The sequence below is a fragment of the Pseudomonas sp. Irchel 3E13 genome, from assembly GCF_900187455.1.
Taxonomy (GTDB): Bacteria; Pseudomonadota; Gammaproteobacteria; order Pseudomonadales; family Pseudomonadaceae; genus Aquipseudomonas.
Genome location: NZ_FYDX01000008.1, coordinates 282,709 through 309,209, shown reverse-complemented (window position 1 = coordinate 309,209; position 26,501 = coordinate 282,709). Strand labels below are relative to the sequence as shown.

General features: G+C 66.0%; 22 protein-coding genes. 15 read left to right on the top strand and 7 right to left on the bottom strand.

Annotated features, from left to right (window positions below; translation table 11 throughout):
• The first annotated feature begins 72 nt into the window (after positions 1-72).
• Entirely contained in the window at positions 73-2,226 is a 2,154-nt protein-coding gene (locus tag CKW37_RS16315) for a TonB-dependent siderophore receptor (protein ID WP_095156731.1), read from the top strand.
• Positions 2,227-2,232: 6 nt separating this feature from the next.
• Here the strand turns inward: CKW37_RS16315 and CKW37_RS16310 are convergent, their stop codons facing one another.
• Positions 2,233-3,135 (bottom strand): LysR family transcriptional regulator, encoded by a 903-nt coding sequence (locus tag CKW37_RS16310; RefSeq protein WP_095156730.1) that lies wholly within the window; start codon positions 3,133-3,135, stop codon positions 2,233-2,235.
• Positions 3,136-3,263: 128 nt separating this feature from the next.
• Here CKW37_RS16310 and CKW37_RS16305 point away from each other — a divergent pair, with 128 nt between their 5' ends.
• Positions 3,264-4,334, top strand: coding sequence for an AbrB family transcriptional regulator (locus CKW37_RS16305; protein ID WP_095156729.1), 1,071 nt, complete (start codon positions 3,264-3,266; stop codon positions 4,332-4,334).
• 625 nt (positions 4,335-4,959) lie between these two features.
• Here the strand turns inward: CKW37_RS16305 and CKW37_RS16295 are convergent.
• The 4 genes from CKW37_RS16295 to CKW37_RS16280 form a co-directional block, all read right to left on the bottom strand.
• A complete protein-coding gene (locus CKW37_RS16295; RefSeq protein ID WP_095156728.1) occupies positions 4,960-7,452 on the bottom strand; it encodes a TonB-dependent receptor in 2,493 nt (830 codons plus the stop codon).
• 96 nt (positions 7,453-7,548) lie between these two features.
• The gene (locus CKW37_RS16290; protein WP_095156727.1) at positions 7,549-8,547 is read right to left on the bottom strand and encodes a FecR domain-containing protein; all 999 of its coding nucleotides are present in this window, start codon (positions 8,545-8,547) and stop codon (positions 7,549-7,551) included.
• Between the two features lie 5 nt (positions 8,548-8,552).
• Complete coding sequence (locus CKW37_RS16285) at positions 8,553-9,062, bottom strand: sigma-70 family RNA polymerase sigma factor (RefSeq protein ID WP_095156726.1); 510 nt, start codon at positions 9,060-9,062, stop codon at positions 8,553-8,555.
• Between the two features lie 71 nt (positions 9,063-9,133).
• Positions 9,134-10,522: a PLP-dependent aminotransferase family protein gene (locus CKW37_RS16280; RefSeq protein WP_095156725.1), complete on the bottom strand. Its 1,389-nt coding sequence runs from the start codon at positions 10,520-10,522 to the stop codon at positions 9,134-9,136.
• Positions 10,523-10,669: 147 nt separating this feature from the next.
• On the opposite strand from CKW37_RS16280, the gene CKW37_RS16275 reads away from it, so the two are divergent.
• From CKW37_RS16275 to CKW37_RS16235, 9 genes are all read left to right on the top strand, one after another.
• Positions 10,670-11,956 carry a hydroxymethylglutaryl-CoA reductase, degradative gene (locus CKW37_RS16275; protein ID WP_095156724.1) on the top strand — a complete coding sequence of 429 codons (1,287 nt, stop codon included), beginning with the start codon at positions 10,670-10,672 and terminating at the stop codon, positions 11,954-11,956.
• 2 nt (positions 11,957-11,958) lie between these two features.
• The gene (locus tag CKW37_RS16270) at positions 11,959-12,873 is read left to right on the top strand and encodes a hydroxymethylglutaryl-CoA lyase (protein WP_095156723.1); all 915 of its coding nucleotides are present in this window, start codon (positions 11,959-11,961) and stop codon (positions 12,871-12,873) included.
• A 100-nt stretch (positions 12,874-12,973) separates the two neighbouring features.
• A complete protein-coding gene (locus CKW37_RS16265; protein ID WP_095156722.1) occupies positions 12,974-13,432 on the top strand; it encodes a hypothetical protein in 459 nt (152 codons plus the stop codon).
• Positions 13,432-14,814 carry a tripartite tricarboxylate transporter permease gene (locus CKW37_RS16260; protein ID WP_175650427.1) on the top strand — a complete coding sequence of 461 codons (1,383 nt, stop codon included), beginning with the start codon at positions 13,432-13,434 and terminating at the stop codon, positions 14,812-14,814. Before CKW37_RS16265 ends, CKW37_RS16260 begins: the two co-directional genes overlap by 1 nt.
• A gap of 77 nt (positions 14,815-14,891) precedes the next feature.
• Positions 14,892-16,142, top strand: coding sequence for an OprD family porin (locus CKW37_RS16255; RefSeq protein ID WP_095156720.1), 1,251 nt, complete (start codon positions 14,892-14,894; stop codon positions 16,140-16,142).
• A 456-nt stretch (positions 16,143-16,598) separates the two neighbouring features.
• Entirely contained in the window at positions 16,599-17,576 is a 978-nt protein-coding gene (locus CKW37_RS16250; RefSeq protein ID WP_095156719.1) for a helix-turn-helix transcriptional regulator, read from the top strand.
• A gap of 133 nt (positions 17,577-17,709) precedes the next feature.
• Complete coding sequence (locus CKW37_RS16245) at positions 17,710-18,582, top strand: transporter (protein WP_095156718.1); 873 nt, start codon at positions 17,710-17,712, stop codon at positions 18,580-18,582.
• A gap of 22 nt (positions 18,583-18,604) precedes the next feature.
• On the top strand, positions 18,605-19,768 hold the full coding sequence (locus tag CKW37_RS16240) for an MFS transporter (RefSeq protein ID WP_095156717.1): 1,164 nt from the start codon (positions 18,605-18,607) through the stop codon (positions 19,766-19,768).
• Between the two features lie 34 nt (positions 19,769-19,802).
• Positions 19,803-20,909 (top strand): class II histone deacetylase, encoded by a 1,107-nt coding sequence (locus tag CKW37_RS16235; RefSeq protein ID WP_095156794.1) that lies wholly within the window; start codon positions 19,803-19,805, stop codon positions 20,907-20,909.
• Between the two features lie 2 nt (positions 20,910-20,911).
• On the opposite strand, the gene CKW37_RS16230 is transcribed toward CKW37_RS16235, so the two are convergent.
• Positions 20,912-21,559, bottom strand: coding sequence for a TetR/AcrR family transcriptional regulator (locus CKW37_RS16230; protein ID WP_095156716.1), 648 nt, complete (start codon positions 21,557-21,559; stop codon positions 20,912-20,914).
• 129 nt (positions 21,560-21,688) lie between these two features.
• On the opposite strand from CKW37_RS16230, the gene CKW37_RS16225 reads away from it, so the two are divergent.
• Positions 21,689-22,906, top strand: a complete 1,218-nt coding sequence (locus tag CKW37_RS16225; RefSeq protein WP_095156715.1) for an MFS transporter — start codon at positions 21,689-21,691, stop codon at positions 22,904-22,906.
• A gap of 64 nt (positions 22,907-22,970) precedes the next feature.
• Here CKW37_RS16225 and CKW37_RS16220 read toward each other — a convergent pair whose 3' ends face one another.
• Positions 22,971-23,450: an isochorismatase family protein gene (locus tag CKW37_RS16220; protein ID WP_095156714.1), complete on the bottom strand. Its 480-nt coding sequence runs from the start codon at positions 23,448-23,450 to the stop codon at positions 22,971-22,973.
• A gap of 140 nt (positions 23,451-23,590) precedes the next feature.
• Here CKW37_RS16220 and CKW37_RS16215 point away from each other — a divergent pair, with 140 nt between their 5' ends.
• The 3 genes from CKW37_RS16215 (at position 23,591) to CKW37_RS16205 (ending at position 26,432) form a co-directional block, all read left to right on the top strand.
• Positions 23,591-24,208: a LysE family transporter gene (locus tag CKW37_RS16215; RefSeq protein WP_095156713.1), complete on the top strand. Its 618-nt coding sequence runs from the start codon at positions 23,591-23,593 to the stop codon at positions 24,206-24,208.
• 74 nt (positions 24,209-24,282) lie between these two features.
• Positions 24,283-24,813: an AAA family ATPase gene (locus CKW37_RS16210; protein WP_095156712.1), complete on the top strand. Its 531-nt coding sequence runs from the start codon at positions 24,283-24,285 to the stop codon at positions 24,811-24,813.
• A gap of 29 nt (positions 24,814-24,842) precedes the next feature.
• Positions 24,843-26,432, top strand: coding sequence for a hypothetical protein (locus tag CKW37_RS16205; protein WP_095156711.1), 1,590 nt, complete (start codon positions 24,843-24,845; stop codon positions 26,430-26,432).
• Positions 26,433-26,501 lie beyond the last annotated feature (69 nt).

The window sequence follows — 26,501 nt, the reverse complement described above, 5'->3', positions numbered from 1 at the left end:
CATCGCCGCGTACGGCGGGCCGCCCTGTGCCCGCCCGCCGCGGCCTATCGAAGACAAGCCAGGAAGCACCCTATGTTTCGCCTGACCACCTTGGCGCTGCTGATCAGCAGCGCAACCTGCGCGTGGGCGCAGGGCGACAGCCTGACCCTGCCCGCCAGCACCATCACCGCCGACGCCGACGAACCTCGCGAAGGCACCCGCCTCGACCTGGATACGCCCATCGCCAGCGGCTCGCGCCTGAACCTGAGCGCCCGCGAGAATCCCGCGTCGGTCAGCGTCGCCGACCGCAAGACCCTGGAACGCATCGGCGCGCGCAACTTCCAGGACGCCGCCAACGCGCTGCCCGGCGTCAACGCCTCGGCGCCGCCCGGCTGGGGCGGATTCGTCTCCTATCGGGGCTTCAACGGCGCGCAGATCGGCCAGTTGTTCAACGGCATCAACCTGCAATACGGCGCCGCCGGCAGACCGGTCGGGGCCTGGATCTACGACCGCGTCGAGCTGCTGGGCGGCCCGTCGTCCTTCCTCAACGGCAGCGGCGCGGTGGGCGGCAGCCTGAACTTCATCACCCGCCTGGCCAGCCGCGATGAAGACAGTTTCGAAGGCCGCGTCAGCTACGGCCGCTACGACACCTGGGAAACCGCCATCGGCGTCAACAAGGCGCTGAACGACGGCGACGGACCACGCCACTACGCGCGCCTGGACTACAGCCGGACCGCCAGCAACGGCTACATCGACCGCCAGGAAAACGGTGCCGGCAACCTGGCCTTCTCGCTGCTCAGCGACATCAACGACCAGCTCTCCCACACCCTGGCGATCGAGTACCTGGAAGAACAAGAAGACAGCCCGTACTGGGGCGCGCCGGTGCTGCGGCCACTCGGCGGCACGCTGCATATCGACAAGCACGACCGCTTCGCCAACTACAACGTCGAGGACGGTCGCTACGAGCAGCGCACCCGCTGGCTGCGCTCGATCACCGACTACCGCTTCAACGACACCACCCAACTGCGCAACACCTTCTACCACTACAACGGCCAGCGCGATTACCGCAACCTGGAGACCTACCGCTACAGCGACGACAACCGCCAGATCCTGCGTTCCGGCGGCTACCGCCAGCGCCACGACCAGGAAGTCAACGGCGACCGTATCGAGCTGACCCACGCCAGCGAACTGTTCGGTCTGACCAGCGACTGGGCCTTCGGCCTCGACTACAACCGCAACCAGCAGACCAACTACCCGCTGTCCAAGGGCGCCTTCGACACGGTGACGCCGGGCAACTTCGACCCCGACCACTTCCTCGACATCCCCGGCATGGACGCTCCGCGCAGCAAGGGCCGCAGCACCGGGACCGACACCTCGTCAGCCTTCGTCGAGAACCGCACGCGCCTGACCGACCGCCTCGCCCTGGTCACCGCGCTGCGCTACGACCATATCGACTTCGAGGTGGTGGACCATGTGGCCCGGACCAATCTCGACCGCCGCTGGGATGCCGTGACCGGCCGCCTCGGCCTGGTTTACGACATCAACGAAGACATCAGCCTCTACAGCCAATACAGCACCTCCGCCGAACCACCGGGCGGCAGCCTGACCGGCGCCTCCATCGCCCAGGTCGGCGACCTTGACCTGAGCACTGGCCGGCAGGTCGAAGTGGGCAGCAAGTTCGACTTTGCCGACGGTCGCGGCAGCGCTACGGCGGCGGCGTATCGCATCGTGCGCAAGAACATTTCGGTGCCCTCGTCCACCGTGCCCAACACCACCGATCAGGCGGGCCAACAGACCTCCACCGGCCTCGAACTGGCAGCGTCGTTCAAGGTCACCCCGACCTTGCTGGCGGCGGGCAACTTCGCCTGGGTGCGGGCCGAGTACGACGAATTCAACGAAACCATCGGCGGCGTGCTGTATTCGCGCAAAGGCAAGAACCCGGTCAACATCCCCGACCGCGTGGCGAACCTGTGGCTGACCTGGGACGTCGCGCCGGGCTGGCAGACCGGCGCGGATGCGCGCTACGTGTCGTCGGTGTACGCCAACACCGCGAACACGATGTGGGTGCCGTCCTATACGGTGTACGGACTGTTCGTCAGCCACGACCTGGACCAACACACCCAAGTCAGCGCCCGCGTGCGCAACCTCACCGACGAGGTCTACGCCCGCTTCATCCACCAGAGCAACACCCAGTACTACCTGGGTGAACCGCGGAGCCTGGAGCTGGCGGTGAACTGGAAGTACTGAGGCCGTTCACTCTCCGCGAAAAAACCTGCGCCCGTTTTCCTTGAGCAGCGCCACCATCGCCTCGGCGGCGGGCGGCAGGTAAGCCCCGGCCCGCACCGAGACCGCCACGGTGCGGCGCATGGTGGTTTGCGCCAGCGGCACTTCCCGCAGCCAGGCGGTGCCGTGGCCATGCTCCAGGGTTTCTCGCGCGGCGAAGCTGAGCAGCCGGGTCTGGGCGATCAGGCGCGGCAGCAGCGAAATGGAATTGGTCTCCACCTGCACCACCGGCGGCGGTAGCTGGTTGGAGGTGAAGGCGTTGTCGATCCAGCGCCGCGCGGTCACCGTCGGCCCGGCCAGTACCCAACGGTACTGGCACAGGTCCTTGAGGGTGATCGGGCCGGAGAACACCGGGTGATCGACGCTGGCCACCACCACCGCCTCGTCTTCGAGAATGGGCCAGGTCTCGAAGTCCGGATCATTGACGATCAGCGGGCGGATGATCGCGTCCAGTTGCCCGGCCCGCAGTGACGCCTTGAGCACATCGTCCTGGGCGATGGACAGGGTCAGGGTCAGCTCCGGCGCACGCTCCAGCAACGAGGCGGTGAGTTGCGGCAGCAGGTGCTCGGCCATGCTCGCGGCGCAGCCCAGGCGCAGGGTGCCCACCAGGCCGCTGGCAAAATCGCGGACCTCGCGCTCGGTCTCGGCGATGCTGCGTTGCAGCTCCCGGCCACGGGCCAGCAGCAGTTCGCCAACGTCCGTCAGCTTGATTCGCCGGCCATCGCGCTGGAACAGCTTGGTGCCGAGGGACTCTTCCAGGCGCTGGATGCTCTTGCTCAGCGCCGGCTGGCTGCGGTTGAGCTTTTCCGCGGCCCGGCCGAGATGGCCCAAGTCGGCGATGGTTTCAAAGTAAGTGAGATCGCGTAGGTCCATGATTCATGAATTTCAGTTATGGATTCATCAAAAGTAGAAAATAGACTTGATGAATCGTGGCGTCGATAATTTTCTCCGCCAGCCGCACGTTCCTTCGCGCGGCCCCTCTGTCTCGGAGGATTCAGACGTTGCAAACCCCTCTCGCTGTTCGCCCTTACCGTTTCCCTGTCCTTCAATGGCTCGCGCTTGTCATCTGCGCGGGCGCTGCCGGCCAGTCGCTGCACGCGCTCTCGGTGCCGGCCGGTCTGTTTCTCGGCCCCATGCTGGTGGCGATTGTCTTCGCCGTCTCCGGTGCGCGCCTGCAACTGCACCGCCAGGTGTTTCGCTTCGGCCAGGGCTGCGTCGGCCTGCTGGTGGCCCATTCGGTGAGCTGGTCGGTTCTGGCCGCCCTCGGCCAGTCGTGGCAGGTCATGCTGTTCGCGACCTTCCTGACGGTGGCGCTCAGCGCACTGGTCGGGCTCGGCACCGTGCGCTTTGGCGGCATCCCTGGCAGCACCGCAGCCTGGGGCACCGCGCCGGGCGCGGCGTCGGCGATGGTGTCGATGGCCGAGGACAACGGTGCCGACGCCCGGGTCGTGGCGACCATGCAATACGTGCGGGTGGTATGCGTGGTGATGATCGGCTCGCTGGTCAGCCATCTGCTGGGTGCCGACGAAGTCACCGGCGCCGCCGCCAGCGCACCGGACGTGGTCGACGCCAGCCAGTGGGGCGACCTGCTGCTCAGCCTCGCGGTCATCCTGCTTGGGGTGGCTGCGGGGTCGAAGATGCCGGCGGGGGCGTTGCTGATGCCGCTGCTGCTGGGCGCCGCGCTGCAGCTTGGCGGTGTACTGACGATCACCCTGCCGAGCGGCGTGCTGGCGTTCGCCTACGGCGCCATCGGTTGCTACATCGGCCTGCGCTTTGATCGCCAGACCGTGCGCTACGTGTGGAAGCGCCTGCCGACCATGATCGCCGGCGCGGTGGCGCTGATCCTGCTGTGCGCCGCGGGTGCCTGGCTGCTGGCCAAGGCGGTGGGTAGCGACTTCCTGTCGATGTACCTGGCTACGAGCCCCGGCGGGCTGGACGCCATGGCCATTATCGCGGTGGAAACCCATGCCGACGTCGGCATGGTTTTGGCGATGCAGACCCTGCGCCTGTTCGGCGTCATCCTCACCGGCGCCTGGTGTGCGCGGCAGATCATTCGGCTGACGCGGGCGTGAGCGGGATGGTCCGCTTGCGCGGCACATCGCCTGTGGGAGCCGGTCTTGCCGGCGATGGCGCCGGGCCAGGCGACAGCGTCGTTTCGGTCGGGCCTCATCGCTGTATGGGTATCTACACATCTCGCGGTCATTTGGTGGCTGGAAGGTGCCAGTCAAAAAACCGAGTAGTGGCCACCATGCGCATGTCGGAAGTTTTCCAGCGCTCTCAAGATCGAGCGCCGCGCGGGCGGCGCTCGATCTTGAGAGCGCTGGAAAACTTTCGGCATGCGTCTGGTCGCCATTACTCGGTTTCCTGACTGGAAAAGCTTGTTCCCGATCCGCCCCAAACCTCCGCCCTCTGCACCATCCACACCCCATTCGGCTCCCCCGCCGGCCACCCACCGCTCTTCGCCGTCTGCGCGGGCGCCGACTTCCGCGACGCGCTGGCGCATCTGTCGGCATCACTGACCTCGGCCGCCGAAACCAATCTCCAGCTCAGCGAACTGGTCGACAAGCAATTCGGCGACCTGGTCTGGGCCACCCAGCAGTCGCTGGAAATGAGCCAGGCGCTGGTGGCGTCGATGTTGAAGAGCGTCGATGGCATGCAGTCAGGCTGATATCTGACAAGCATGCCGACCGGGTTACCTCAGAACCGCGTGCGCACGGTGAACATCAGGTTGCGCGGGTTGCCGAAGTAGGTGCTGTTTTCGACGGTGCCGGTCTGCGAGTAGTAGGTGCGGTCGAAGAGGTTTTCCAGGTTCAACGACAGGTTGACGTTCTGGCTCAGGTCATAGCCGACCCGGGCGTTGTAGATGGCATAGCCACCTGTCTCGTTCTTCACGCCCTTGCCCGGGATGCTGTCGATATAACGGCCATACACGCCGCTCTGGATGTTGCCGCCCGCGCCGATCTGCCACTTCGACAGGTCGCCCTGCAACTGGTAGTTGGCCCACAGGCGCAGCATGTGTTCCGGCATGGCACTCAGGAAGGCGGTGCCTTCCAGCGCGACGTTGTCAGGGTTACGCACGTATTTGCTGCGGTTATAGGTGTAGCCGGCGCTCAGTTCCAGGCCGGGCAGGACCTTGCCCGACATTTCCGCTTCGAAGCCTTCCGAACGCACTTTGCCGCCCGCGACGTAACAACGGCAGGTGGCGGGTTGGGTCTGGTCGGTCTGGGCGCGGCCGGAGTAGTTGGTGCGGAAGATGGCGAAGGCGGTGTTCAGCGCGCCGTCATACAACTCGCCCTTGAGGCCCAGCTCGTAGCTTTCGCCGGAGCGCGGCGCCAGCGGGTTGCCGGCCGCGGTTTCGTAGCTGAGCTGCGGGGTGAAGATTTCCGAGTAGCTGGTGTACGCCGACCATTCAGGCGTCAGCGCGTAGACCAGGCCATAGAACGGCACCACTTTGGCGTTGGTCTGCTGACCTGTGAGGGTGTGGCGGCCATTGAGTTCGTTGAACTGGTCCTGGGCGTAGTCCCACCAACTCACACGGGCGCCGACGATGACGTCCAGCGGGTCGATCACGTTGACCCGCAACGAGCCGTACACCCCCTGCTGATCGAGGGTCGCGGTGGTGGTGCGGTATTTGTCGGTGGTGTCGTATTTCGGCGGTTGGAACTGGGTGATGTCGGGAATGAAGTCGAAGGCGCCGTCGTACCAGGTCACGTCGTAGCGCGCCGCGACCCGTTTGCTGTGGGAGACGTTGCTCCCCAGGATGACTTCGCTGCGCCGGCCCATCAGGTCGAAGTTGCCGGTGATAAACAGGTCGGTGTTGTACTGGTAGTTGTTTTCGCCCCGCCCTTCGGCCCAGTTGTAGGCGCCGGAGTTGTCCGCCGGATCGATCAGGCCACCGGTGTTGCTGTACAGCGCGTCGAGGTTGAGACGTGTGTAGTTGCTGGCGAGGGTGACCTTCCAGTCGTCGTTGATCTGATGTTTGGCTTCGATGAAGAACTGCGTCGATTCGACGTCGTTGTAGTCCGACGGCGAGCTGAGGTTGGTGGAGCGCTTGAAGTCGATCTTCGCGCCGTTGCTGTAGCTCGGCAGGCCCCAGTCCATGGTCGCGTGGTTGTTGGCATTCTGGTAGTTGAAGCCGACGCTGAGCAAGGTGTCGGGCGTCAGGTCGAACTCGATCACGCCGTAGGTCGACGCCCGCTCGCTCTTGCCCTCGTCGTAGAAGTAGTGGCGCGAGCCATAGGCGGTGGCCAGGCGTCCGCGCACGGTCTTTTCTTCGTTCAGCGCGCCCTGCAGGTCCACTTCCTGGCGATAGTTGTCCCAGGTGCCGGCCTGGGTCGTGGTGTTGAGCTGGAAGTCAGCCCCGGCGCGCTTGCGCACCAGATTGATCGCGCCGCCCGGCGAGCCCGCGCCCTGGAACAGGCCGGCCGAGCCCTTGAGCACTTCCACGCGCTCATAGGCGATCAGGTCGGTCCAGTTCAGCGAGGTGATGCCGGTGCTGCTGCCGGCCGGAATCGGGATGCTGTTGATCTGGAAGTTGTCGATTTCGAAGCCGCGGGCATAAGGCTGGTTGTCGCCGTTCAACGCACCGTAGGCGACCACGCCCTGGACGTTGTTGTAGACGTCGTTGAGGGTGGTGATGTTCTGGTCCTTGAGGCGTTGGGCGGTGAGCACCGTGATCGTCTGCGGGATTTCCTTGAGGCTGCGCTCGCTCTTGCCGATGGTCACCGCGCCAGTGGTGTAGGACCGGGTGTACTCGGTGTTAACGCCGAGGGTCTGGCCGTTGATGCTGGTCGGCGCGAGTTGCAGGGCGTCGCTTCTGTCGGCGGCGGGCACCAGCAGGTAGTTGCCCTGGGCGTTTTGCACCACGCTCAGGCCGGTGCCGGCGAGGATCCGCGCAAAACCCTGCTCCACGCTGAACTGGCCTTGCAGCCCTGCACTGGTTTTACCGGTGGTCAGGCGCGCATCGGCGGACAGCGGAATCGCCGCCTGCCGACCGAACTGGCTGAGCGCCTGGTCCAGCGGGCCGGCGGCAACGCTGAACGCCCGCACCGCGCTGGCCGCCTGCACCGTGCTGTCGGCCTGCGCCGTCAGGTTGAAACCGAGCAGCAGGCTGCCCGCGAGCGCGAGGGGCAAGGCCGAGGTGCGGGTGTCGTGAATGGCACGGGCCAGCGGGTGGAGGCGATACGTCATGAGCAACTTCCGAGAGGGTCAAGGGGCCGCGTCAGCAGCGGGATTACCCCTAAGCCAATCGAGCGCGAAAAATCTGCCAGCCCGTCGAAAAAATAATTAGGCGACCCGCCGTGGCGTCACCGTGACCCAATAGCGAGTGCGGCGCTGGACGCTCACCGGCAGGCTGTCCTGGAGCAGCGAGAAGATCCGCTCCGGGTCGTCCAGCGGATAGGAGCCGGTGAGTTGCAGGTCGGCCACCGCCGGATCGCAGCGCAGGATGCCGCGACGATAACGTGCCAGTTGCGCGACGAAATCCTCCAGACGCATGCGCTCGGCAACGATGAAGCCGTCGATCCACGCGGTGCTGCCCGGGTCCGCCGGCCGTACGTGCGACACCCCGCGGGAATCGATGAGCGCCTGCGTCCCGGCCTCGACCACCGGCTGCCCCGGGCGTCCCGGAATCGACACTGCCACCCGCCCACTGCTCACCGCCAGCCGCGTGCCGCTGCCGGCCTCGTCGCAGCGCACGCAGAAGCGCGTGCCCAGTGGCTGCAACAGCGCGTCGGCGGTCTGCACCCGGAGTGGTCGGCGCGCGGGATCGTTGCCGGTGAGGATGTCCACCTCGCCGAAGCGCAGTACGATCAGTCGTTCATTGGCACTGAAACGGATGTCCACCGCGCTGCCGGTGTTCAGCCACAACCGGGTGCCGTCCGCCAGGGTGTGCTGCAAGCGTTCGCCGGTGGCGGTGCTGAGGTCGGCCAGTTCACCCTGAACCCAGTGGCTGTCCTTGCCGCGCCAGGCCGCGGCGCCGAGCACGCCGACGCCGAACAGCAATTTCAGCACCTGGCGACGGTCGCCACTGACATAACGGGTGTGCTGCAAGGCGCTGCGGGCCACCGGGTTGTCCAGCACCTGCGCGTGATTGTGCAGCATTCCCGGCAGCCGGGCCATGCGCTGCCAGGCGCGCTCGTGCTCGCTGTCGCTCTGGCGCCAGCGCTGCAATTGCTGCAGCTCGGCCTCGCTGATATCGCCGGACTGGGTCAGGCTCAACCAGGCCAGCGCCTGGTCGCGAACGCGGGCGCTGATGGGCGGTTCGGCGTGCTTGGCGGAAGGCATGACGATCACTCGAACAGGCTGGCGTAGCAGCGGCTGAAGGCCTTGAGCATGGCTTTCTGCACCTGATTGACGCTCAACCCTAATTGGACCGCGATCTGCTTGTAGGTCAGGCCATCGAGCTGCGAGAGCAGGAAAATCTCCCGCACCCGCGGCGACAGGCCATGCAGCAGCGCGTCGATCTCGGTCAGGGTTTCGATCAGCAGGTAACGCGCCTCGGCGGAGAGTTCGACGTGCTCCGGCTGCGCGGCCAGGGCCTCGGCGTAAGCCCGTTCCACCGCGAGGCGGCGCCAGCGGTTGATCAGCAGGCTGTTAGCGATGGTGGCGAGGTACGCCAGGGGTTGCTTGAGTTCGTTAACCGGACTGCGGGCGCGGATGATGCGCACGAAGGTGTCATGGGCCAGATCATCCGCGTCCGCCGCCTCGCCCAGGCGCCGCTGCAACCAGCCTTTGAGCCAACTGTGATGCTGCAGATAAAGGACTTCGACATCCTGCTCGAATGAGTTGTGCGTGCCCATGGGCCAGAACGCCTGCGTAGATGATAACGATTCGCAATCTTAGCGATTCGTCCGATCACGGCGCAACTGTCTTAATCTCGGGCCGCCTCAATCCCTCGGCGAATACAGTCAGCAAACACCGGCTCCTCCAGGTACGCCACATTCAACCGCGTCCATGGCGTCACGCCTTTCTGGTTGGTCTGGAAGATCGCCCCCGGCGCGAGCATCACGCCCTTGCCTTGCACCTCGCGGGTGAACGACGCCGTGTCGTCGATCCCCGGAAAACGCGCCCACAGGTACAGGCTCTGCTCGGGCCGGCAGAACACCTCGGCGCCCAGCTCATCGAGCACTTCCAGGCCACGGAACGTCGCTTCGCGGGCCCGGTCCTGCAGGCGCATCAGGTGCCGCAGGAAATGCCCCTCGCCAAGAATCACATCCACGGTGCGCTCGCACAGTTCCGAGCAACTGGTGTGCAGCATCATTTTCAGATCGGCCAGTTCATCGATCATGTCCTTGCTGCCGGCGATGTAGCCGACCCGCAGCGCTGCCGACACTGACTTGGAGAAGCTGCCGATGTACAGCGAGCGGCGCAGTTGATCGAGCGCCGCGACCTTGAGCGCGGAGCTGGGCTTGAAGTCGGCCAGGGCGTCGTCTTCCACCAGGATCAGGTCGTGCCGCTCGGCCAGTTGCAGCAACTGGTGGGCCTTGGCCGGGGAGATATCGGAGCCGGTGGGGTTGTGGCTGATGGACTGGATGAAGAACAGCTTTGGCCGCTCGCTGCGCAGCAACGCTTCGAGGGCAGCCATGTCCGGGCCGTCGGCCAGGCGCGGGACGCTGAGCAGGCGCGCGCCCTGCAATTGCAGCTTGCCGAACAGCGGGTAGTAACCGGGGTTCTCCACCAGCACCGCGTCGCCGGGGACGACGAAGCGGCGGATGATCAGGTCCAGCGCGTGGTTGGCGCCGTGGGTGGTGACGATCTGCCGAGGCGTGGCGCTGATGGCGTAGCTCGCCAGCTTGCGCACCAGGCTCTGGCGCAGCGCCGGGTTGCCAAGGCGGTTGCCGTAGCGGAACAGGTTGCCGGCGCCGCTGCGCATCACTTGCCGGGTGAATTTGTCGAGGCGCATGTCCTGCAGCCAGGACACCGGCGCGAAGCCCTCGCCCAGCGGCGCCAAGCCGGGTTCGCGAACGAACTGCTGGCGCATCATCCAGATGGTGTCCATGGCGCGGGTGTAGGGCGGGGTTTCATCCACTTCCGCCGCCTGGAGCAAGGCGCCGACGAAAAAGCCCTGGCCGTGGCGCGCTTCCACCAGGCCCTTGGAGGCGAGGATTTCGTAGGCGGTGATCACCGTGTTCTTCGAGTGCCCGTGCAAGCGCATGTACTCGCGCAGCGACGGCAGGCGCTCGCCGGCCTTGAGCACACCGCTGCGGATCTGCTGTTCCACCGCGTCGGCGACCTGCTGGGCAAGGGTGATACGGGCCATCGTCGGGCTCCTGTCCTGGGTACAGTCTGGGTACTGTTGGGCGAAACTGTACCTTTATTCAAGGGCACAGTGGCTGCACATTTAGCACCACGCCGGCGACGCGCTCAAGCCGCCGCCCCAACAACAATGACTCCAACGGAGCCCCCCATGAGCCTCGACTCGCGCCTGCCCGATTTCCGCAACCTGTCCCCTGAAGCCCGCCTGGACCATATCGGCCAACTGCTCAACCTGAGCAGCGACGACGTGCGCCTGCTCGCCGAAACCGGCGCCCTGCCGATGGACATCGCCAATGGCATGATCGAAAACGTCATCGGCAAATTCGAACTGCCCTACGCCGTGGCCAGCAATTTCCAGCTCAACGGCCGCGACGTGCTGGTGCCGCTGGTGGTGGAAGAGCCGTCGATCGTTGCCGCTGCCTCGTACATGGCCAAGCTGGCCCGCGCCAACGGCGGCTTCATCACGTCCAGCAGCGCCCCGCTGATGCGCGCCCAGGTGCAGATCGTCGGCGTGCAGGACCCGCTTAATGCACGCCTGAGCCTGCTGCGCCGCAAAGACGAAATCATCGAACTGGCCAACCGCAAGGACCAGTTGCTGAACACCCTCGGCGGCGGCTGCCGCGATATCGAAGTGCACACTTTCGCCGACACCCCGCGCGGCCCGATGCTGGTGGCGCACCTGATCGTCGACGTGCGCGACGCGATGGGCGCCAACACCGTCAACACCATGGCCGAAGCGGTGGCGCCGCTGATGGAACAGATCACCGGCGGCAAGGTGCGCCTGCGCATCCTCTCCAACCTCGCCGACCTGCGCCTGGCCCGCGCCCAGGTGCGGATTACCCCGGAGCAGTTGAAGTCCGCCGCGTTCAGCGGTGAAGAGGTGATCGAAGGCATCCTCGACGCTTACTCCTTCGCCGCCATCGACCCCTACCGCGCCGCGACCCACAACAAAGGGATCATGAACGGCATCGACCCGCTGATCGTCGCCACCGGCAACGACTGGCGCGCCGTGGAAGCCGGCGCCCACGCCTACGCCTGTCGCAGCGGCCATTACGGCTCGCTGACCACCTGGGAAAAGGACGGCAACGGCCATCTGGTCGGCACCCTGGAAATGCCGATGCCGGTCGGCCTGGTCGGCGGCGCCACCAAGACCCACCCGCTGGCGCAACTGTCGCTGCGCATCCTCGGCGTCAAGACCGCCCAGGAACTGGCGGAAATCGCCGTGGCCGTGGGCCTGGCGCAAAACCTCGGGGCCATGCGCGCCCTGGCGACCGAAGGCATCCAGCGCGGACACATGGCGCTGCACGCCCGCAACATCGCCCTGGTCGCAGGTGCGCGCGGCGACGAAGTGGACTGGGTCGCCCAACGCCTGGTGCAGGCCCATGACGTACGCACCGACCGCGCCGTCGAACTGCTCAAAGAAAAGCGCGGCGAGTGATCATGGCCACGTCCGAGAAGGTGAAAATCGTCGAGATGGCGGCCCGCGACGGCCTGCAGAACGAGCCTCGGCACCTGTCGGTAGAGGCCCGCCTGAGCCTGATCCGCGACCTGGCGGCCACCGGCCTGCGGCATATCGAGGGCGGCGCCTTCGTGTCGCCGCGCTGGGTGCCGCAGATGGCCGGCGCCGAAGAACTGTTCCGCCAGTTGCCGAGCGACGATGGCGTCACCTATTCCGCCCTGGTGCCCAACCTCCAGGGCCTGGAAGCCGCGCTGCGGGCGGGCTGTCGCGAGGTGGCGGTGTTCGCCGCCGCCTCCGAGGCGTTCTCGCGCAGCAACATCAATTGCTCCATCGACGAGAGTTTCGAACGCTTCGCGCCGGTGCTGCACACCGCGCGTGAAGCGGGCGTGCCGGTGCGCGGCTATGTATCCTGCGTGCTCGGCTGTCCGTTCAGCGGCCCGGTCGCCACCGACGCCGTGGTGCGGGTCGCCAGCCGCCTGTACCAGATGGGCTGCCATGAAATCAGCCTGGGCGACACCATCGGTGCAGGCCGGCCGGACGAGACGGCGCGACTGATTGAACACTGTGCCCGGGCGCTACCGATAACGGCGCTGGCCGGCCACTTCCATGACACCTACGGCATGGCCATCGCCAATATCCACGTGGCATTGGGCCTGGGTATGCGCACCTTCGACAGCTCGGTGGCGGGCCTCGGCGGTTGCCCCTATTCACCCGGCGCCAGCGGCAACGTCGCCACCGAAGACGTGCTGTACCTGCTGCACGGCATGGGCTTCGAAACCGGTATCGACCTGGACGCCGTGGCCCGGGTCGGCGCGCGGATCAGCGCCGAACTGGGCCAGCCGTCGCGCTCCCGCGTCGGCCTGGCCCTGGCCGCGAGGGACGCTCGCCACCTGTGACCCGACGTTGCTCCCGAACAAAAACAACAAGCCCGCAAGGGCAGGAGAATTCCAATGAAACCTGAATGCCGCCTGCACCGCCTCCGCCCGGAGGCCAACCATGGCTGACGACAACCTCTATGAAGTCTGGGGCGACACCGTCGACAGCCGCCACCTGATGGCGTCCATCGCCGTCGGCGCCGTGTGCAGCCTGGGTGCGTTCTTTCTGGCTGAACACCTGCTGACCGGCTGGGTCGAGTCCGACCAGATGGCCCGCGCCTACGCCATGTTGCTGGGCATCCTCGGCTCGCTGGTCGGCGGCGCCGTCAGCGCCTGCCTGTTCAAGCCCAAGCGCCATGTGGTGGAACACGTCACCGACCCGGCGTGGCGCCTGCAGGTCATCGAAGAGTTGCGCGCCGAATACGGCGGCCTTGGCCAGATGTCCGACCTGCCGCCGGAAGTGCTCGCCGAGTTGCGTGAACTGGGCCTGGATCGCCTCTTCGAAGACGCCGAAACCCCTGCGCCGCAGCAACCCCAATCGCGCCAGCACGGCGCGGCCCTGAAGGGAGGTGTCGCCTGATGGACGCCCTGTTCGACCAGATCCTGATTGCCGCCCTGATGGGCGTGATTGGCGCCGTGGTGTTCTCGGCCATCGGCCTGATTTCCGGCAGCGACGAAACCACCACCCTGGCGCCGCTGACCCTGTTGGTGGTGCTGCTGGGCGTGCCCGCCGCCGGGGTGTTCACCTTCTTCCTCGCCGGCGCGGTGGCCAAGCACATGACCCACGCGGTGCCGACGGCGCTGCTGGGGATTCCCGGCGACACCATGGCCACGCCGCTGATGCGCGAGGCGAATTTCCTGCGCAACCTGGGCGTGCCGCACATTGCCCTGCGCAAGATGATTTCCGGCGCGGTGATCGCCGCGCTGGTCGCGGTGCCGCTGGCGGTGCTGTTCGCCGTGCTGCTGGCGCCGTTCGGCAGCGCGATCAAACAGGCCGCGCCGTGGGTGTTCCTCGCTGCCGCCACCACCATCGCCTACTTCTCGGCGGGCCGCTGGGCCTCGGTGCTGGCGCTGCTGCCGTTCGTGCTGGTGATCATCGCCTTGCAGACCCTCACCGGTCAGCACGGGGTCAAACTCAGCGTCAGCTACTTCCTCGGCATCGCCATCGGCCCGCTGATCGCTGCACTGTTCGCCATGCTCGCCCCGGCGGAACGGGCGCGGATGAAGCGCAACGAACCGCGGACCTTCTCGCTGTCGCCGGACGTGAAAGGCTGGGGCGGCTGGTTCCCCAACCCGCTGAAAGTCCTCGACCGCCGCCAGGCCGGCTGGACCCTGGCCACCGCCACCGTGTCGAGCGCCACCTTCGTGTTCAGCCCGGTGGCGATGACGGTGATCCTCGGTGAAGTGGTCGGTGCGCGCATCAAGCACGCCTACCACCGCCTGACCTCGGTAATCACCGTGCGCAACGGCGTCACCGAATCCACCTACATTGCCGAGGCGCTGATCCCGCTGATTGCCTTCGGCCTGCCGCTGAGCCCGGTGGCCGCCGGCCCCGCCGCGCCGCTGTTCAACGCACCGCCGCGGTTCACCGTGGACACCGCCACCGGCCAGGTGAACAACCTGCACAACCTGCTCAGCGCGGGCGAATTCCTCGCCTTTGGCATGCTCGCGGTGGTCATCGCCATCCTCATCGCGTACCCGTTCTCGATGAACTTCGCCCACCGCGCCGCCTCGTTCGTGTCGCGGCGCATCAGCCACGAGGCGGTGATCGCCACCTTCGTCGGCCTGATCCTGGTGATCGGCCTGTGGGAAGGCGGCCTGCTCGGTTTGCTGGTGATCCTCACCATCGGCCTGCTGGGCGGATTCCTCTACCGCTTCATCGGCTTCAACATCGGTGTGCAGTTCATGGGCTACTACACCGCCGTGCTCAGCGTGCCGGCCATCGTCGCGCTGTTCGCCTGAGCTGATCCTCCCTTACGACCCACGCAGCCCGGGCTGGCTGCGTGGCTTTACTCGCCCGCAAAAAAGGAACAACAACAATGAATATCCTTTGCACCCCTCGCCGCGTGCCGACCGCCTGCGCCTGCCTGCTGCTGAGCTCCGGCGCCGTCCAGGCCCAGGGTTTCGTCGAAGACGCCAAGGCCGGCCTCACCCTGCGCAACTTCTACATCAACCGTAACTTCGTCGACCCGGCGTTCCCGCAAAGCAAGGCCGAGGAATGGACCCAGAGCTTCATCCTCGACGCCAAATCCGGCTTCACCCAAGGCACCGTCGGCTTCGGCGTGGACGTGCTGGGGCTGTATTCGGTCAAGCTGGACGGCGGCCGCGGCACGGCCAATACGCAATTGCTGCCGGTGCATGACGATGGCCGCCCGGCCGATGACTTCGGCCGCCTGGGCGTGGCGCTCAAGGCGAAGGTGTCCGCGACTGAACTGAAGGTCGGCGAATGGTCGCCGATGCTGCCGGTGCTGCGTTCCGACGACGGCCGCTCGCTGCCGCAGACCTTCCAGGGCGCGCAGATCACCTCCCGCGAGATCACCGACCTGACCCTCTACGGCGCCCGCTTCCGCGGCAACAGCCCGCGCAACGACGCGAGCATGGACGACATGTTCATGGCCGGTCGGCCCGCTGCGACGTCGGACCGGCTGGACATCGTCGGCGCTGAATACCTGTTCAACGACAAGGCGACCCAGGTCGGAGTCTGGCACTCGGACCTCGAAGACATCTACCGCCAGCAGTACTACAACCTGATTCATCGCCAGGCCGTGGGCAACTGGACCCTGGGCGCCAACCTCGGCTGGTTCGTTGGTCAGGACAGCGGCCGCTCGCTGGCGGGTGACATGGACAACCGCACCGGCTCGCTGATGTTGTCGGCGCGGACCGGCGCGCACACCTTTTATCTCGGCCTGCAACGGGTCAGCGGCGATGCCGGCTGGATGCGCGTCAACGGCACCGCGGGCACCAGCCTGGCCAACGACAGCTTCAACTCCAGCTACGACAACGCCCGCGAGCGTTCCTGGCAACTGCGCTACGACCACGACTTCGCCGCCGAAGGCCTGCCGGGGCTGCAACTGATGACCCGCTACATCAGCGGCGACAACGTGCGCATCGGCACAGTGCGCGACGGCAAGGAATGGGGCCGCGAGACCGAGCTGGCCTACACCCTCCAGAGTGGTGCCTTGCGCGACCTGACCATCAAATGGCGCAGCTCCACCTTGCGCCGGGACTTCAGCAGCAACGAGTTCGACGAGCATCGGGTGATCGTGAGTTATCCGCTTTCGGTGTTGTGATTCAGCGTTGGTATCTGCATATCTCACAGGCAACACGCGGAACCTGTAGGAGCGGCCATTAGCCGCGATGGGCCGCAACGCGGCCCCAAAACCATCCCGCACGAGGTGGCTGTCTATATCCGGTCTCACTTTCGACGCTCAGGCGCCCTGAATGTGAGACCCCAACCCGCCAGAAACAGTGTGCTGGATGGATTCAGGGCCGCTTTGCGGCCCATCGCGGCTAACGGCCGCTCCTACAGGTTCTGCGTCTTGCCGGCGAGATGTGTAGATACCCACAACAAATCTCCCGCCCCGACCAACAACCTTCCCCCTCCATCCTGCATCTGTAGGATAGTGATCCCGCCCCAATCCACCGACACTCTCCCCCAGGCCCTGCCAACGTCCACGCGGCGCTCCGGTCCTCCCTGACTCCGTGACGAAACCAATAAGAAAAGTCGCACAGAGGTAATAAAACCCATGAGCGGTCATGAACACAGCCTTGCCAGCCTCCTCGGGGCATTCAGCGCGATGACGCTGGAGCTGCAACGCCTGGCGCAAAACAACGATATCGAACATTTCCACCAGCCCGCCCTGGCGAGCATCAGCCAGGTGCTGCCGTTCACCAGCGCCTGGTGGGGCCGCGCGGCGTTGATCGACGGGATGCCGGAAGAGCACAGCTCGTACCTCTACAACCTGGCGCCAAGCTACCTGCCGGACTGGCAATCCATTCGCCACACCGACGTGACCATCCACCGCGTCCACGAACGTCCGGGGCAAACGGTCATCGTCGACATGCGCGACCCCGCCAACGGCGCCGGGCTCAACTGGCTCGGGGAAACCTACGGCATCGGCGAGTTGCTGTGCGTGGTCTACATCGACCCGCAAACCCACCTCAGCGACCACCTCGCCCTGTACCGCGTCCCCGGCGCACCGCGCTTCACCGAGCAGGACTGCCGAATCCTCGACAACATCATGCTGCACCTGGTGGCGGCGGTGTCGGCCAACCATATACGCACGCTGGTCGCCAAGCGCGAAATGCTCACGCCTTCGCGCAACCTCGCCCTGGCGGTGTGCGACCAGCGCGGCACCTTGCATTGCGCCGAGCGCGGCTTCGTCGATCTGCTGCTGAACGAGTGGCCGGACTGGAGCGGCCCCTTGCTGCCGGTGCCCATGGACGCCCGTGGCTACGACGGCAAGCGCTTGCAGGTAGAAGCCTCGGCGGTCGGCGACCTGTTCCTGCTGGCTGCCCGTGGGCGCAATGCCTTCGACCAGCTCAGCCCCCGTGAAAACGCCGTGGCCCAGGGCTTCGGCGAAGGCCGGACGTACAAGGAAATCGCCCGCGACCTGGGCATGTCGCCCAACACCGTGCGCCATCACATCCGCGCCATCTACAGCAAGCTCGGGGTCAACGACAAAACCCGCATCGCCCACCTGCTGCACACGCCACCTGACTGATCCACAGCGCTGACCCGCACTGACCGATTCGCCGGTTTTACCGGCGACGGCACCCCTTTGCCTTTTTTTTGCCACTGCCCGGCACCGGCGAGCCGTTCGCCACACAACCACTCGAAGAAGAGACGAAAAGAGCATGAGCACCCCCCTCCTCCGCACCCTCGCCGCTTTCACCGGCGGCCTGTTGAGCCTCCAGGCCAGCGCCGCCGACCTCAACGCCCGGGACTTTTTCGGCGCGCCGTCCGGCACCAGCCTCGGCGTGCTGTACCTGCCGGCCACCCGCGCCAATGACTTCCACGGCCCGGCCGACAGCACCGGCAAGGCCGAGCTGAAGGTCAACGCCGTGGCCTATCGTCAGGTGTTCTTCACCGACCTCTGCGGCACCCTGTGCACGCCGCAATTCATCGTGCCCTTCGCCGACATCGACGCCCGCCTGCCCGGCGCCAGCGGTCACACCGGCGAAAGCGGCTTCGGCGACCCGCAAGTCGGCGGCACGCTGTTCTTCATCAACGACCCGGCCTCGCGCACCTACAGCGGCCTGCTGACCCTGGTCACCCTGCCGGTCGGCGAGTACCACGGACAAAACCCCGACGTGTCGCCGGGCGCCAACCGCTGGGGCACCACCTTCGTTTACAACTACACCCAGGGCATCGGTGAAAAGTGGGTGCTGGAAGCCAACCTCGAAGCGCAGCTCTACGGCAAGAACGACGACTATTTCGGCGCCGAACTGAAACAGGATCCGCTCTACCGCCTGCAAGCCTTCGCCTCCTACGACTTCACCCCCGCCACCTACGGCGCGCTGCGGCTGATCCACGCCGATGGCGGCGAGCTGCGGATCAACGACCAGCGCATCGACGACACCCACAAGCGCTACACCCAGGTCGGTTTCGAGGTCGGCCACTGGCTCGATCCGCAGAACCAACTGATGTTCAGCCTCTCGCAGAACGTCGCCACCGATAACGGCTACCACGGCGCGGACGCCTTGCTGCGTCTGGTCCACGTGTTCTGATCGACTGTCCCGGAGCTTGCCCATGACCACCCAGACCAGGCCGCTGTCCGGCGGCAACCTGTTCGCCTCCTCGCAACTGGCGCTGCTCGCGGCCATCGTGCTGTTTGCCGCGATCACCCCGACCATCCTCATGACCGCGCCGGCCGTCGCCGCGCAACTGGCCACGCAATGGCAACTGAGCCCGTCGCAGATCGGCGACCTGTTTTCCACCGAACTGGGCGCCATGAGCCTTGCCACCCTGCCCGCGTTCTGGTGGCTCAAGCGGGTCAACTGGCGCACGGCGGCGGTGCTCGCCGGCCTGCTGTTCATCGGCGCCAACCTGCTGTCGATCTGGGCCCAGGATTACAGCGCGCTGCTGGCCCTGCGTTTTTGCAGCGCGCTGGCCGGGGGCTCGCTGATGATCATCTGCCTGTCCAGTGCCGCGTCCACGGCCAATCCCAGCCGGGTCTACGGCTTGTGGGTGATGGGCCAACTGGTGGTCGGCGCCATCGGCCTGAGCGTGCTGCCACGCCTGTTCGAACACTACGGGCTGGCGGCCTGCTACCTGATCCTCGCGGTGCTGATGACGCTGTTCCTGCCGCTGGCGCGTTACTTCCCCCAAGGCGCGCCGACCGCGCAGCAGAGCGTCGATGAACGTCCGCGGGCGGCGAAGTGGAAGGTCGCGCTGGGCATTCTTGGCATCCTCAGCTTCTACATCAGCCTCAGCGGCGTCTGGACCTTTATCGGCGCCATCAGCGCCAACGCCGGCATCTCCGCCGACGCCAGCGGCGAAGTGCTCGCCATCGCCACCGTGATGGGCATCGTCGGTGCCGGCTGCGCCTCGCTGATCGGTGACCGCCTGCCGCGCGTGCTGCTGTTGCTGCTGGGCTACGGCCTGATGGCCGGCGCGGTGCTGTTGCTGCTCGGTCAGCCACCGCTGGCCCGGCTCGCCCTAGCCGCGCTGGCCTTCAAGTTCACCTGGACCTTCATCCTGCCGCTGATCCTCGCCTGCCTGGCGGACCTGGACCGCTCCGGAAAACTGATGAATGCCTCCAACCTGGTGATCGGTGGCGGCCTGGCGATAGGCCCGGCCATCGCCGGCCGCCTGATCGAAAGCAGCGCCGGTTTCCAGCCGCTGCTGATCAGCGCCGCCGTTGTCACCCTCCTATCCCTGTTGCTGATTCTTGGCTGCCGCACAAAAGCCTGAGCCGCCCCCATTACCCTGAAAGAACGGAATGACCATGAGCCGAACCACTGCTTTTTTCTTCGATGAACTCAGCCTCTGGCACAGCGCCGGCCTGCACGCCCTGACCCTGCCGGTCGGCGGCTGGGTGCAACCGCCCGCCGCCGCCGGCCACGCCGAATCGCCGGAAACCAAGCGCCGCCTGAAAAGCCTGCTGGACGTCTCCGGCCTGACCCGCCAGTTGCAGGTGCGCAGTGCCGCCAGCGCCACGGACGAGGATCTTTTGCGCGTCCACACCGCCGAGTACCTGCAACGCTTCAAAGCCCTGAGCGACGCCGGTGGCGGCGAACTCGGGCCGCACGCGCCCATCGGCCCGGGCAGCTACGAGATCTCCCAACTGTCCGCCGGCCTGGCCATGGCCGCGGTCGACGCCGTGCTGGCCGGCGAAGTGGACAACGCCTACTCGCTGTCGCGACCACCGGGCCACCACTGCCTGGCCGACAGCGCCATGGGCTTCTGCTTCCTGGCGAACATCGCCATCGCCGTCGAGGCGGCCAAGGCCAAACGCGGCCTGGGCAAGGTCGCGGTCATCGACTGGGACGTGCACCACGGCAACGGCACCCAGTCCATCTTCGAGGAGCGCGGCGATGTACTGACCATTTCCCTGCACCAGGACGGCTGCTTCCCGGCCGGCTACAGCGGCGAAGAGGACCGCGGTCGCGGCGCGGGGTTGGGAGCGAACATCAACATCCCGCTGCCACCGGGCAGCGGCCATGACGCCTACCTGCACGCCATGCAGCGCATCGTGATCCCGGCGCTGGAGCGTTTCGAGCCGGAGCTGATCATCGTCGCCTGCGGCTATGACGCCAACGCCGTCGACCCGCTGGCGCGGATGCTGCTGCACAGCGACTCGTTCCGGCAGATGACCCGTCTGGTGCGCGAAGCGGCCGAACGCCTGTGCCAGGGGCGCTTGGTGCTGGTCCACGAAGGCGGGTATTCCGAAGCCTACGTGCCGTTCTGCGGGCTGGCGGCGATCGAGGAACTGGCGGGCATCAGGACCAAGGTCAACGACCCGATGCTGGAGTTCGTGCAGTTGCAGCAACCGAGCGCCACCGTGACGGCCTTCCAGCGGCGGCTGGTGGACGAGATGGCTGAAAAGCGCTGACTTCAGGCTGGACGGGGCCTGCCTTGCAGGCCCTTGCTGGACTGCGCTGCCGCGTCCCAGGTGGCCATCACCTGGGGGATCGCCGCCTCGATCAGCGCATGCGGCACCTCGTCCCGGGCGAGGATCGAAACCCCTTGCAGAAAACTGTCGAACACCGTCGCCATCACCCGCGCGTCAGTGACCTCCGGCAGCAACCCGTCGCGAATCCCTCGCTCGACGCAGGCCACGAACCCCGCCCGCGTTCGCAGCCGCGACTGCGTCAGCGCTTCCGTCACCCGCGTATTTTCCGGGCTCGGCGCACTCATCACGCCGAGCGCCACCATGCAGCCTTTGGGATGGCCGTCCTCGCACTGCATGCAGGTTGACTGGCGCAGCGCCGTCTCGATGGCCTCGCGCGGCGGCAGGCATTCATCCCACAGGCATTCGGTGACCTGGGCGTAGCTCGTCAGGTAACGCTGCACGCACTCGTTGAACAGCGCCTCCTTCGAACCGAACGCCGCGTAGAAGCTCGGGGCGGAGATCCCACCGCCGAGCCCGGCTTTCAACTGGGTGAGCGAGGTCGCGTCATAACCGTGCTGCCAGAACAGGTGCAGCGCCTGGTCAACCGCCTGGTCGCGATCGAATGTGCGGGGACGGCCCATTTTCGCCATGTCGGAAAATCCTCTGGAAAACGAGTTAGATACTATTCGATACATAAATCATTGACAACGCACGGGAGCGACCGCCAACATTTGTATCGATTGGTATCCAAATCGAAATACTTGTTCAAGGAGTTCTCCGTGACCACCTCACTTCCCTCGCCGGCAGCGCCCGAGCGCTTGCCCGTCGGCGCCCTGCTCGCCCTGGCCATGACCGGCTTTCTCTGCATCGTCACCGAAACCCTGCCCGCCGGGCTGTTGCCGCTGATCAGCGAGGGCCTGGCGATTTCCCCGTCGATGGCCGGGCAGATGGTCACCGCCTACGCGCTGGGTTCGGTGCTGGCGGTGATTCCCATGACCATCGCCACCCGTGGCTGGCGCCGGCGCAATGTGCTGTTGCTGACCATCGTCGGCTTCCTGCTGTTCAACTCGATCACCGCGCTGTCGTCGCACTACGGCGTGACGCTGGTGGCGCGCTTCTTCGCCGGTGTCTCGGCGGGTCTGGCCTGGAGCCTGCTGGCCGGTTATGCGCGGCGCATGGTCGCGCCGCAGCAACAGGGCAAGGCGCTGGCATTGGCGATGGTCGGCACGCCGATCGCCCTGTCCCTCGGCGTGCCTCTCGGCACCTGGCTCGGCGGGCTGGTGGGCTGGCGCAGCACCTTTGGCCTGATTTCGGCGCTGACCCTGGCGTTGATCGTCTGGGTGCTGGTGAAAGTCCCCGACTACCCGCCGCAGCCGGCGCACCAGCGCCGGTCGCTGCGCGCGGTGCTGACCACGCCGGGGGTGCGGCCGGTGCTGGCGGTGGTGATCAGTTGGATGCTGGCGCACAACATCCTCTACACCTACATCGCCCCGTTCGTGGCGCCGGCGGGGCTGGCGGAACGGGTGGACCTGGTGCTGCTGGTGTTCGGCATCTTCGCGCTGGCCGGGATCTGGATGACCGCCCGGCTGGTCGAGCCGCTGCTACGCGTGACCACCCTGGTCAGCCTGGCGACCTTCGCGTTGGTGTCGCTGGTATTTGGCGTGCTCGGCAGCGTGCCTGAAGTGATCTACCTCGGCGTGGCGGTCTGGGGCCTGAGCTTCGGCGGCGCGGCGACACTCCTGCAGACCGCCCTGGCGGACGCCGCGGGCGACGGCGCGGATGTGGCGTTGTCACTCAATGTGGTGGCGTGGAACAGCGCGATTGCGGGGAGCGGCGTGGCCGGTGGGGTGTTGCTGGATCGCTGGGGCGTCGAGGCGTTTCCGTGGGCGATGCTGGTGTTGCTGGGACTCGCTTTCGCCATCGCCCGCGGGGCCCGGGCCCATGGGTTTACGCCGGGGCCGAGGCGGGCTGAGGCTGGGGTGGTTGCGGGGCATTGAGATCGCTGTCGCGCGGTAGGAGCGAGCTTGCTCGCGAAAACCTGTCGGACATGCCCGGCGCACCTCACCCAGCCAACTCCTCCATCACCTGCGCGGTCGTAATGACCTCGCGAAAATGATGGGTCCAAAGGTCAATCCCCAACCGCCCCGAACGGTCCAGCGAGGAGCCCACGGTCAGGTCGGTGACCAGCGTCGGGCTCAGGCCGGCATCGAACAGCGCGAACCCGGCGGCGAGCACGCAGGTCTCGGTCTGCATGCCGCAGACCAGCACCCGCTCCACCCCAAGCTGCTTGATGTACTCGAGGGCTTCGGCGCTCTGGCCGTAGCCGTGCTTGACGAACACCCGGTCAACCTCGACCAGGCACTCGTCTTCCGCCGCCGGGTGCCAGCCAAGCTGGCGTTGAAACGGCGTGACCTGCTCATCATGCAGTTCGACCGAGGCGATCGCCGGCAACCGTGCCGACAGCCACCGCGCCCGGTCGACCAGCCACTCGGGCGGGCTGAAGGTGGACTGGATGTCAACGATGAGTAGCACCTGGCGCATGGACGGCCCTCGAAGGTGAATGAAGGGCGCGGAGTATATCGCCAGTGGCGTGCCACACACACTGGGCCCCCTCGATACCAGCAGCGGATGATAGGCTACGCCCCACTCGGCTTTTTCCATCCGCTACAGGAGATTCCCCCATGCTCGGCGTGACCGACTACGGCGCTTTCGTGATCGCGTTCATCATCGTCCTGGCCATTCCCGGCCCCGGCAACTTCGCCCTGATCACGGCCACCGGCAAGGGCGGCATCAAGGCGGGCATGGCGGCGACCTGCGGGGTGATTCTCGGTGACCAGGTGCTGCTGTGGCTGGCGGTCGCCGGTGTCGCAACGCTGCTGGCCGCCTACCCGGCTGCCTTCCACCTGGTGCAATGGGTAGGCGCGGCCTACCTGGCGTACCTCGGCCTGCGCATGCTGCTAAGCAAACCCGGCGCCGCACCGCGCAAGAGCCGCATGGACAACGGCCACTACTTGCGCCAGACCATGATGATCACCCTGCTCAACCCCAAGGCGATCATGTTCTACATGGCCTTCTTCCCGCTGTTCGTCGATCCGGTGAAGCACCAGGGCCTGGTGACGTTCGGCTTCCTCGCCGCGACCGTCGCGGTGGTGACCTTCCTCTACGGCCTGATCGCCGTGGTCCTGACCCACAAATTGGCCGAACGCATGCGCGCCAACCCGCGCATCAGCAACCTGTTCGAACGCGCGGCAGGCGCCTGCCTGGTGGGCTTCGGGATCAAGCTGGCGGCCATGCGCTAATAACGTTCACCGTCGTTGACAGTCCCGCAGAAAACGGCAGAATCGCCGGCCTTTTTCGTGACAGGACGGCTCCCATGCAACGGATTGTGATTCTCGGCAATGCCGGCAGTGGCAAATCCACCCTCGCCCGCGCCCTGGGCAAACGCCTCGACCTGCCGGTGGTGCACCTGGACCAACTGTTCTGGGAGCCCGGTTGGGTCGAGCCCGATGCCGAGCAGTTTCGCAAGCGGGTCCGCAACGCCGTCGCATCCGATAGCTGGGTCTGCGAAGGCAACTACGCCCGACGCACCTTCGACCTGCGTCTGCCCCGCGCCGACCTGATCATCTGGCTCGATACGCCGCGGCTCATCTGCTTGCCGCGAGTGCTCCTGCGCAGCCTGATGAGCCGTCCGCGCCTCGACCTTGCAAAAGGCTGCAGCGAAAAGCTCGACCGGGAATTCCTCACTTTCCTCAAGTTCATCTGGCAATTCGATCGCGGCTACCGGCCCGGCATCGAACGCGTGCGCCTGGCCGTCGGCCCGCAGGTGCCGGTGGTGCACCTGCGCGGCAACCGGCAGGTCGACGAATTTCTTCAAGCTCTGGGGATCGCCGCCGATACAGCCTGAACCAGTATGGAAACTAAAGGCTACCGATCATGAGCCCAACCATCGCGGGATTGCGCATTTCCCCCGTGTACATTGCGCCCCAGCCGGCACCCGTCAGTACCGAGAGCATCAACGCGGTCGAGGCGGTCACGGCCATCCCCAGCACCACCGTCAGCCTGGGGCAGAGCCCCAACAGCAACGAGGACGCACGCCTCTACACCTCGCGAGGCACCCTCGGCGCGTCGCAGGTCCGCTACGCGCTGGAGCAAGACAACCTCGACAAACTCAGCATCAGCCTGATCAGCAGCATCCAGTCGTCCTCCATCGGCGCCCGCTTCCAGGGCATCGGCGCGGCCTTGCTGGAGCAACTGGCGGCCAATGGCGGGCAATCCGTTTCGCAATCGGTGTTCACCTTTACCGAAGGCACCCAGCCCAGCGCCGAGGCACTGAAACTGCAAGGCAACGGCCTGCGCGAGAACCCGACCAACGCCGTCAGCCTGACCCTGACCAGCGCCTCCGGCGCCACCGTCACCCTGTCCCTGGCCAGCAACGAGAAAGGCCTGGCGGTCAGCGCCCAGGTTGAGGGCGGCCAGCTCACTGACAATGAACTCAAGGGCCTGGCTGCGCTGGCTGACAGTTTCCAGGGCGCCATCAATGGCCTGACCGAAGATCCGCCGCGCCTGGACCTCGGTAACCTGGTCAAGCTCGACCCGAGCCTGTTCAGCTCCTTGCAGATGAGCGCCCAGCTGGAAACCGCCAGCGGCGAACCGCAGCGCTTCAACCTGAGCCTGAACGACAGCGCCCGCACCCTGAGCCTGCAAGGCCCTTCCGGCAACGTGCAGTTGAACCTCGATACCCGCGACAAGACGCTGCTGGGTAACGACGCCCAGCGCCAGGCGGCGATCCAGAACTACCTGACCCAGTTCGACACGGCGCAGCGCCGGGGCAAGGGTGATGAAAACCTGACGAACCTGTTCAAGGCCGCCTTCGTTCAGCTCAACAGCGCCGACGATGGCAGCAAGACCTCCACCGAACGCACCTCGGTGCTGGGCAAGAACGACCGCGTGCTGCTCAGCGGCCTGGCCGACTTCAGCGCCTCGATCAGCCAGGAGGTCAAGCAGGTCAACCCGATGCGGCTGTCGGAGACTGACTACTTCGACTACAAGGTTTCCCAGTCGACCACGGCTCGTGGCACTGCTGAGGCCGCCCGCTCGGTCCAACAGGACCAGCAGGCCAGCCTGAAAGCCGCCTACCACGCAAGCCTCAACCCGGAAGTGGCGCTGGCGCTTGGCACTGATAACGCGTCGCAGAACTACCGCTATCACGAGATCAACGATCAATCGAGCAGCAGCACTCGCCTGGCCTACGACAAGAAAGACCGGCTGATCGAGGCTACCGCGACTCAGCAGGCTAGCCAGAACGAGCGTGTTCGTACCTTTATCAATGGTGCGGTGGAAGCGGATGTGAGCACGCCGACGTCGGTGTCCGAGTCGCGTAACCTGCTGGGTCTGCTCAATGACGCGTTCACTCAGGAACGGGCGTCGTTGAGGGATCGCGGGGTTTCGATTCTCGAAGCACAGTTGGCGTCGAAACGCAGTGAGTGGGGATTGCAGTCCAACACGTCGGAGATCCGCGGCTAGCAACATGCGGCGGTTGAACGTGCCTACAGGTGTAGGAGCGAGCTTGCTCGCGAAACGCCGCGACCCTAA

Coding starts and splice junctions, on each gene's coding strand:
- CKW37_RS16315 (WP_095156731.1), top strand. CDS start 73: ATGTTTCGCCTGACCACCTTGGCGCTGCTGATCAGCAGCGCAACCTGC.
- CKW37_RS16310 (WP_095156730.1), bottom strand. CDS start 3,135: ATGGACCTACGCGATCTCACTTACTTTGAAACCATCGCCGACTTGGGC.
- CKW37_RS16295 (WP_095156728.1), bottom strand. CDS start 7,452: ATGACGTATCGCCTCCACCCGCTGGCCCGTGCCATTCACGACACCCGC.
- CKW37_RS16290 (WP_095156727.1), bottom strand. CDS start 8,547: ATGCCTTCCGCCAAGCACGCCGAACCGCCCATCAGCGCCCGCGTTCGC.
- CKW37_RS16285 (WP_095156726.1), bottom strand. CDS start 9,062: ATGGGCACGCACAACTCATTCGAGCAGGATGTCGAAGTCCTTTATCTG.
- CKW37_RS16280 (WP_095156725.1), bottom strand. CDS start 10,522: ATGGCCCGTATCACCCTTGCCCAGCAGGTCGCCGACGCGGTGGAACAG.
- CKW37_RS16275 (WP_095156724.1), top strand. CDS start 10,670: ATGAGCCTCGACTCGCGCCTGCCCGATTTCCGCAACCTGTCCCCTGAA.
- CKW37_RS16270 (WP_095156723.1), top strand. CDS start 11,959: ATGGCCACGTCCGAGAAGGTGAAAATCGTCGAGATGGCGGCCCGCGAC.
- CKW37_RS16265 (WP_095156722.1), top strand. CDS start 12,974: ATGGCTGACGACAACCTCTATGAAGTCTGGGGCGACACCGTCGACAGC.
- CKW37_RS16260 (WP_175650427.1), top strand. CDS start 13,432: ATGGACGCCCTGTTCGACCAGATCCTGATTGCCGCCCTGATGGGCGTG.
- CKW37_RS16255 (WP_095156720.1), top strand. CDS start 14,892: ATGAATATCCTTTGCACCCCTCGCCGCGTGCCGACCGCCTGCGCCTGC.
- CKW37_RS16250 (WP_095156719.1), top strand. CDS start 16,599: ATGAGCGGTCATGAACACAGCCTTGCCAGCCTCCTCGGGGCATTCAGC.
- CKW37_RS16245 (WP_095156718.1), top strand. CDS start 17,710: ATGAGCACCCCCCTCCTCCGCACCCTCGCCGCTTTCACCGGCGGCCTG.
- CKW37_RS16240 (WP_095156717.1), top strand. CDS start 18,605: ATGACCACCCAGACCAGGCCGCTGTCCGGCGGCAACCTGTTCGCCTCC.
- CKW37_RS16235 (WP_095156794.1), top strand. CDS start 19,803: ATGAGCCGAACCACTGCTTTTTTCTTCGATGAACTCAGCCTCTGGCAC.
- CKW37_RS16230 (WP_095156716.1), bottom strand. CDS start 21,559: ATGGCGAAAATGGGCCGTCCCCGCACATTCGATCGCGACCAGGCGGTT.
- CKW37_RS16220 (WP_095156714.1), bottom strand. CDS start 23,450: ATGCGCCAGGTGCTACTCATCGTTGACATCCAGTCCACCTTCAGCCCG.
- CKW37_RS16215 (WP_095156713.1), top strand. CDS start 23,591: ATGCTCGGCGTGACCGACTACGGCGCTTTCGTGATCGCGTTCATCATC.
- CKW37_RS16210 (WP_095156712.1), top strand. CDS start 24,283: ATGCAACGGATTGTGATTCTCGGCAATGCCGGCAGTGGCAAATCCACC.
- CKW37_RS16205 (WP_095156711.1), top strand. CDS start 24,843: ATGAGCCCAACCATCGCGGGATTGCGCATTTCCCCCGTGTACATTGCG.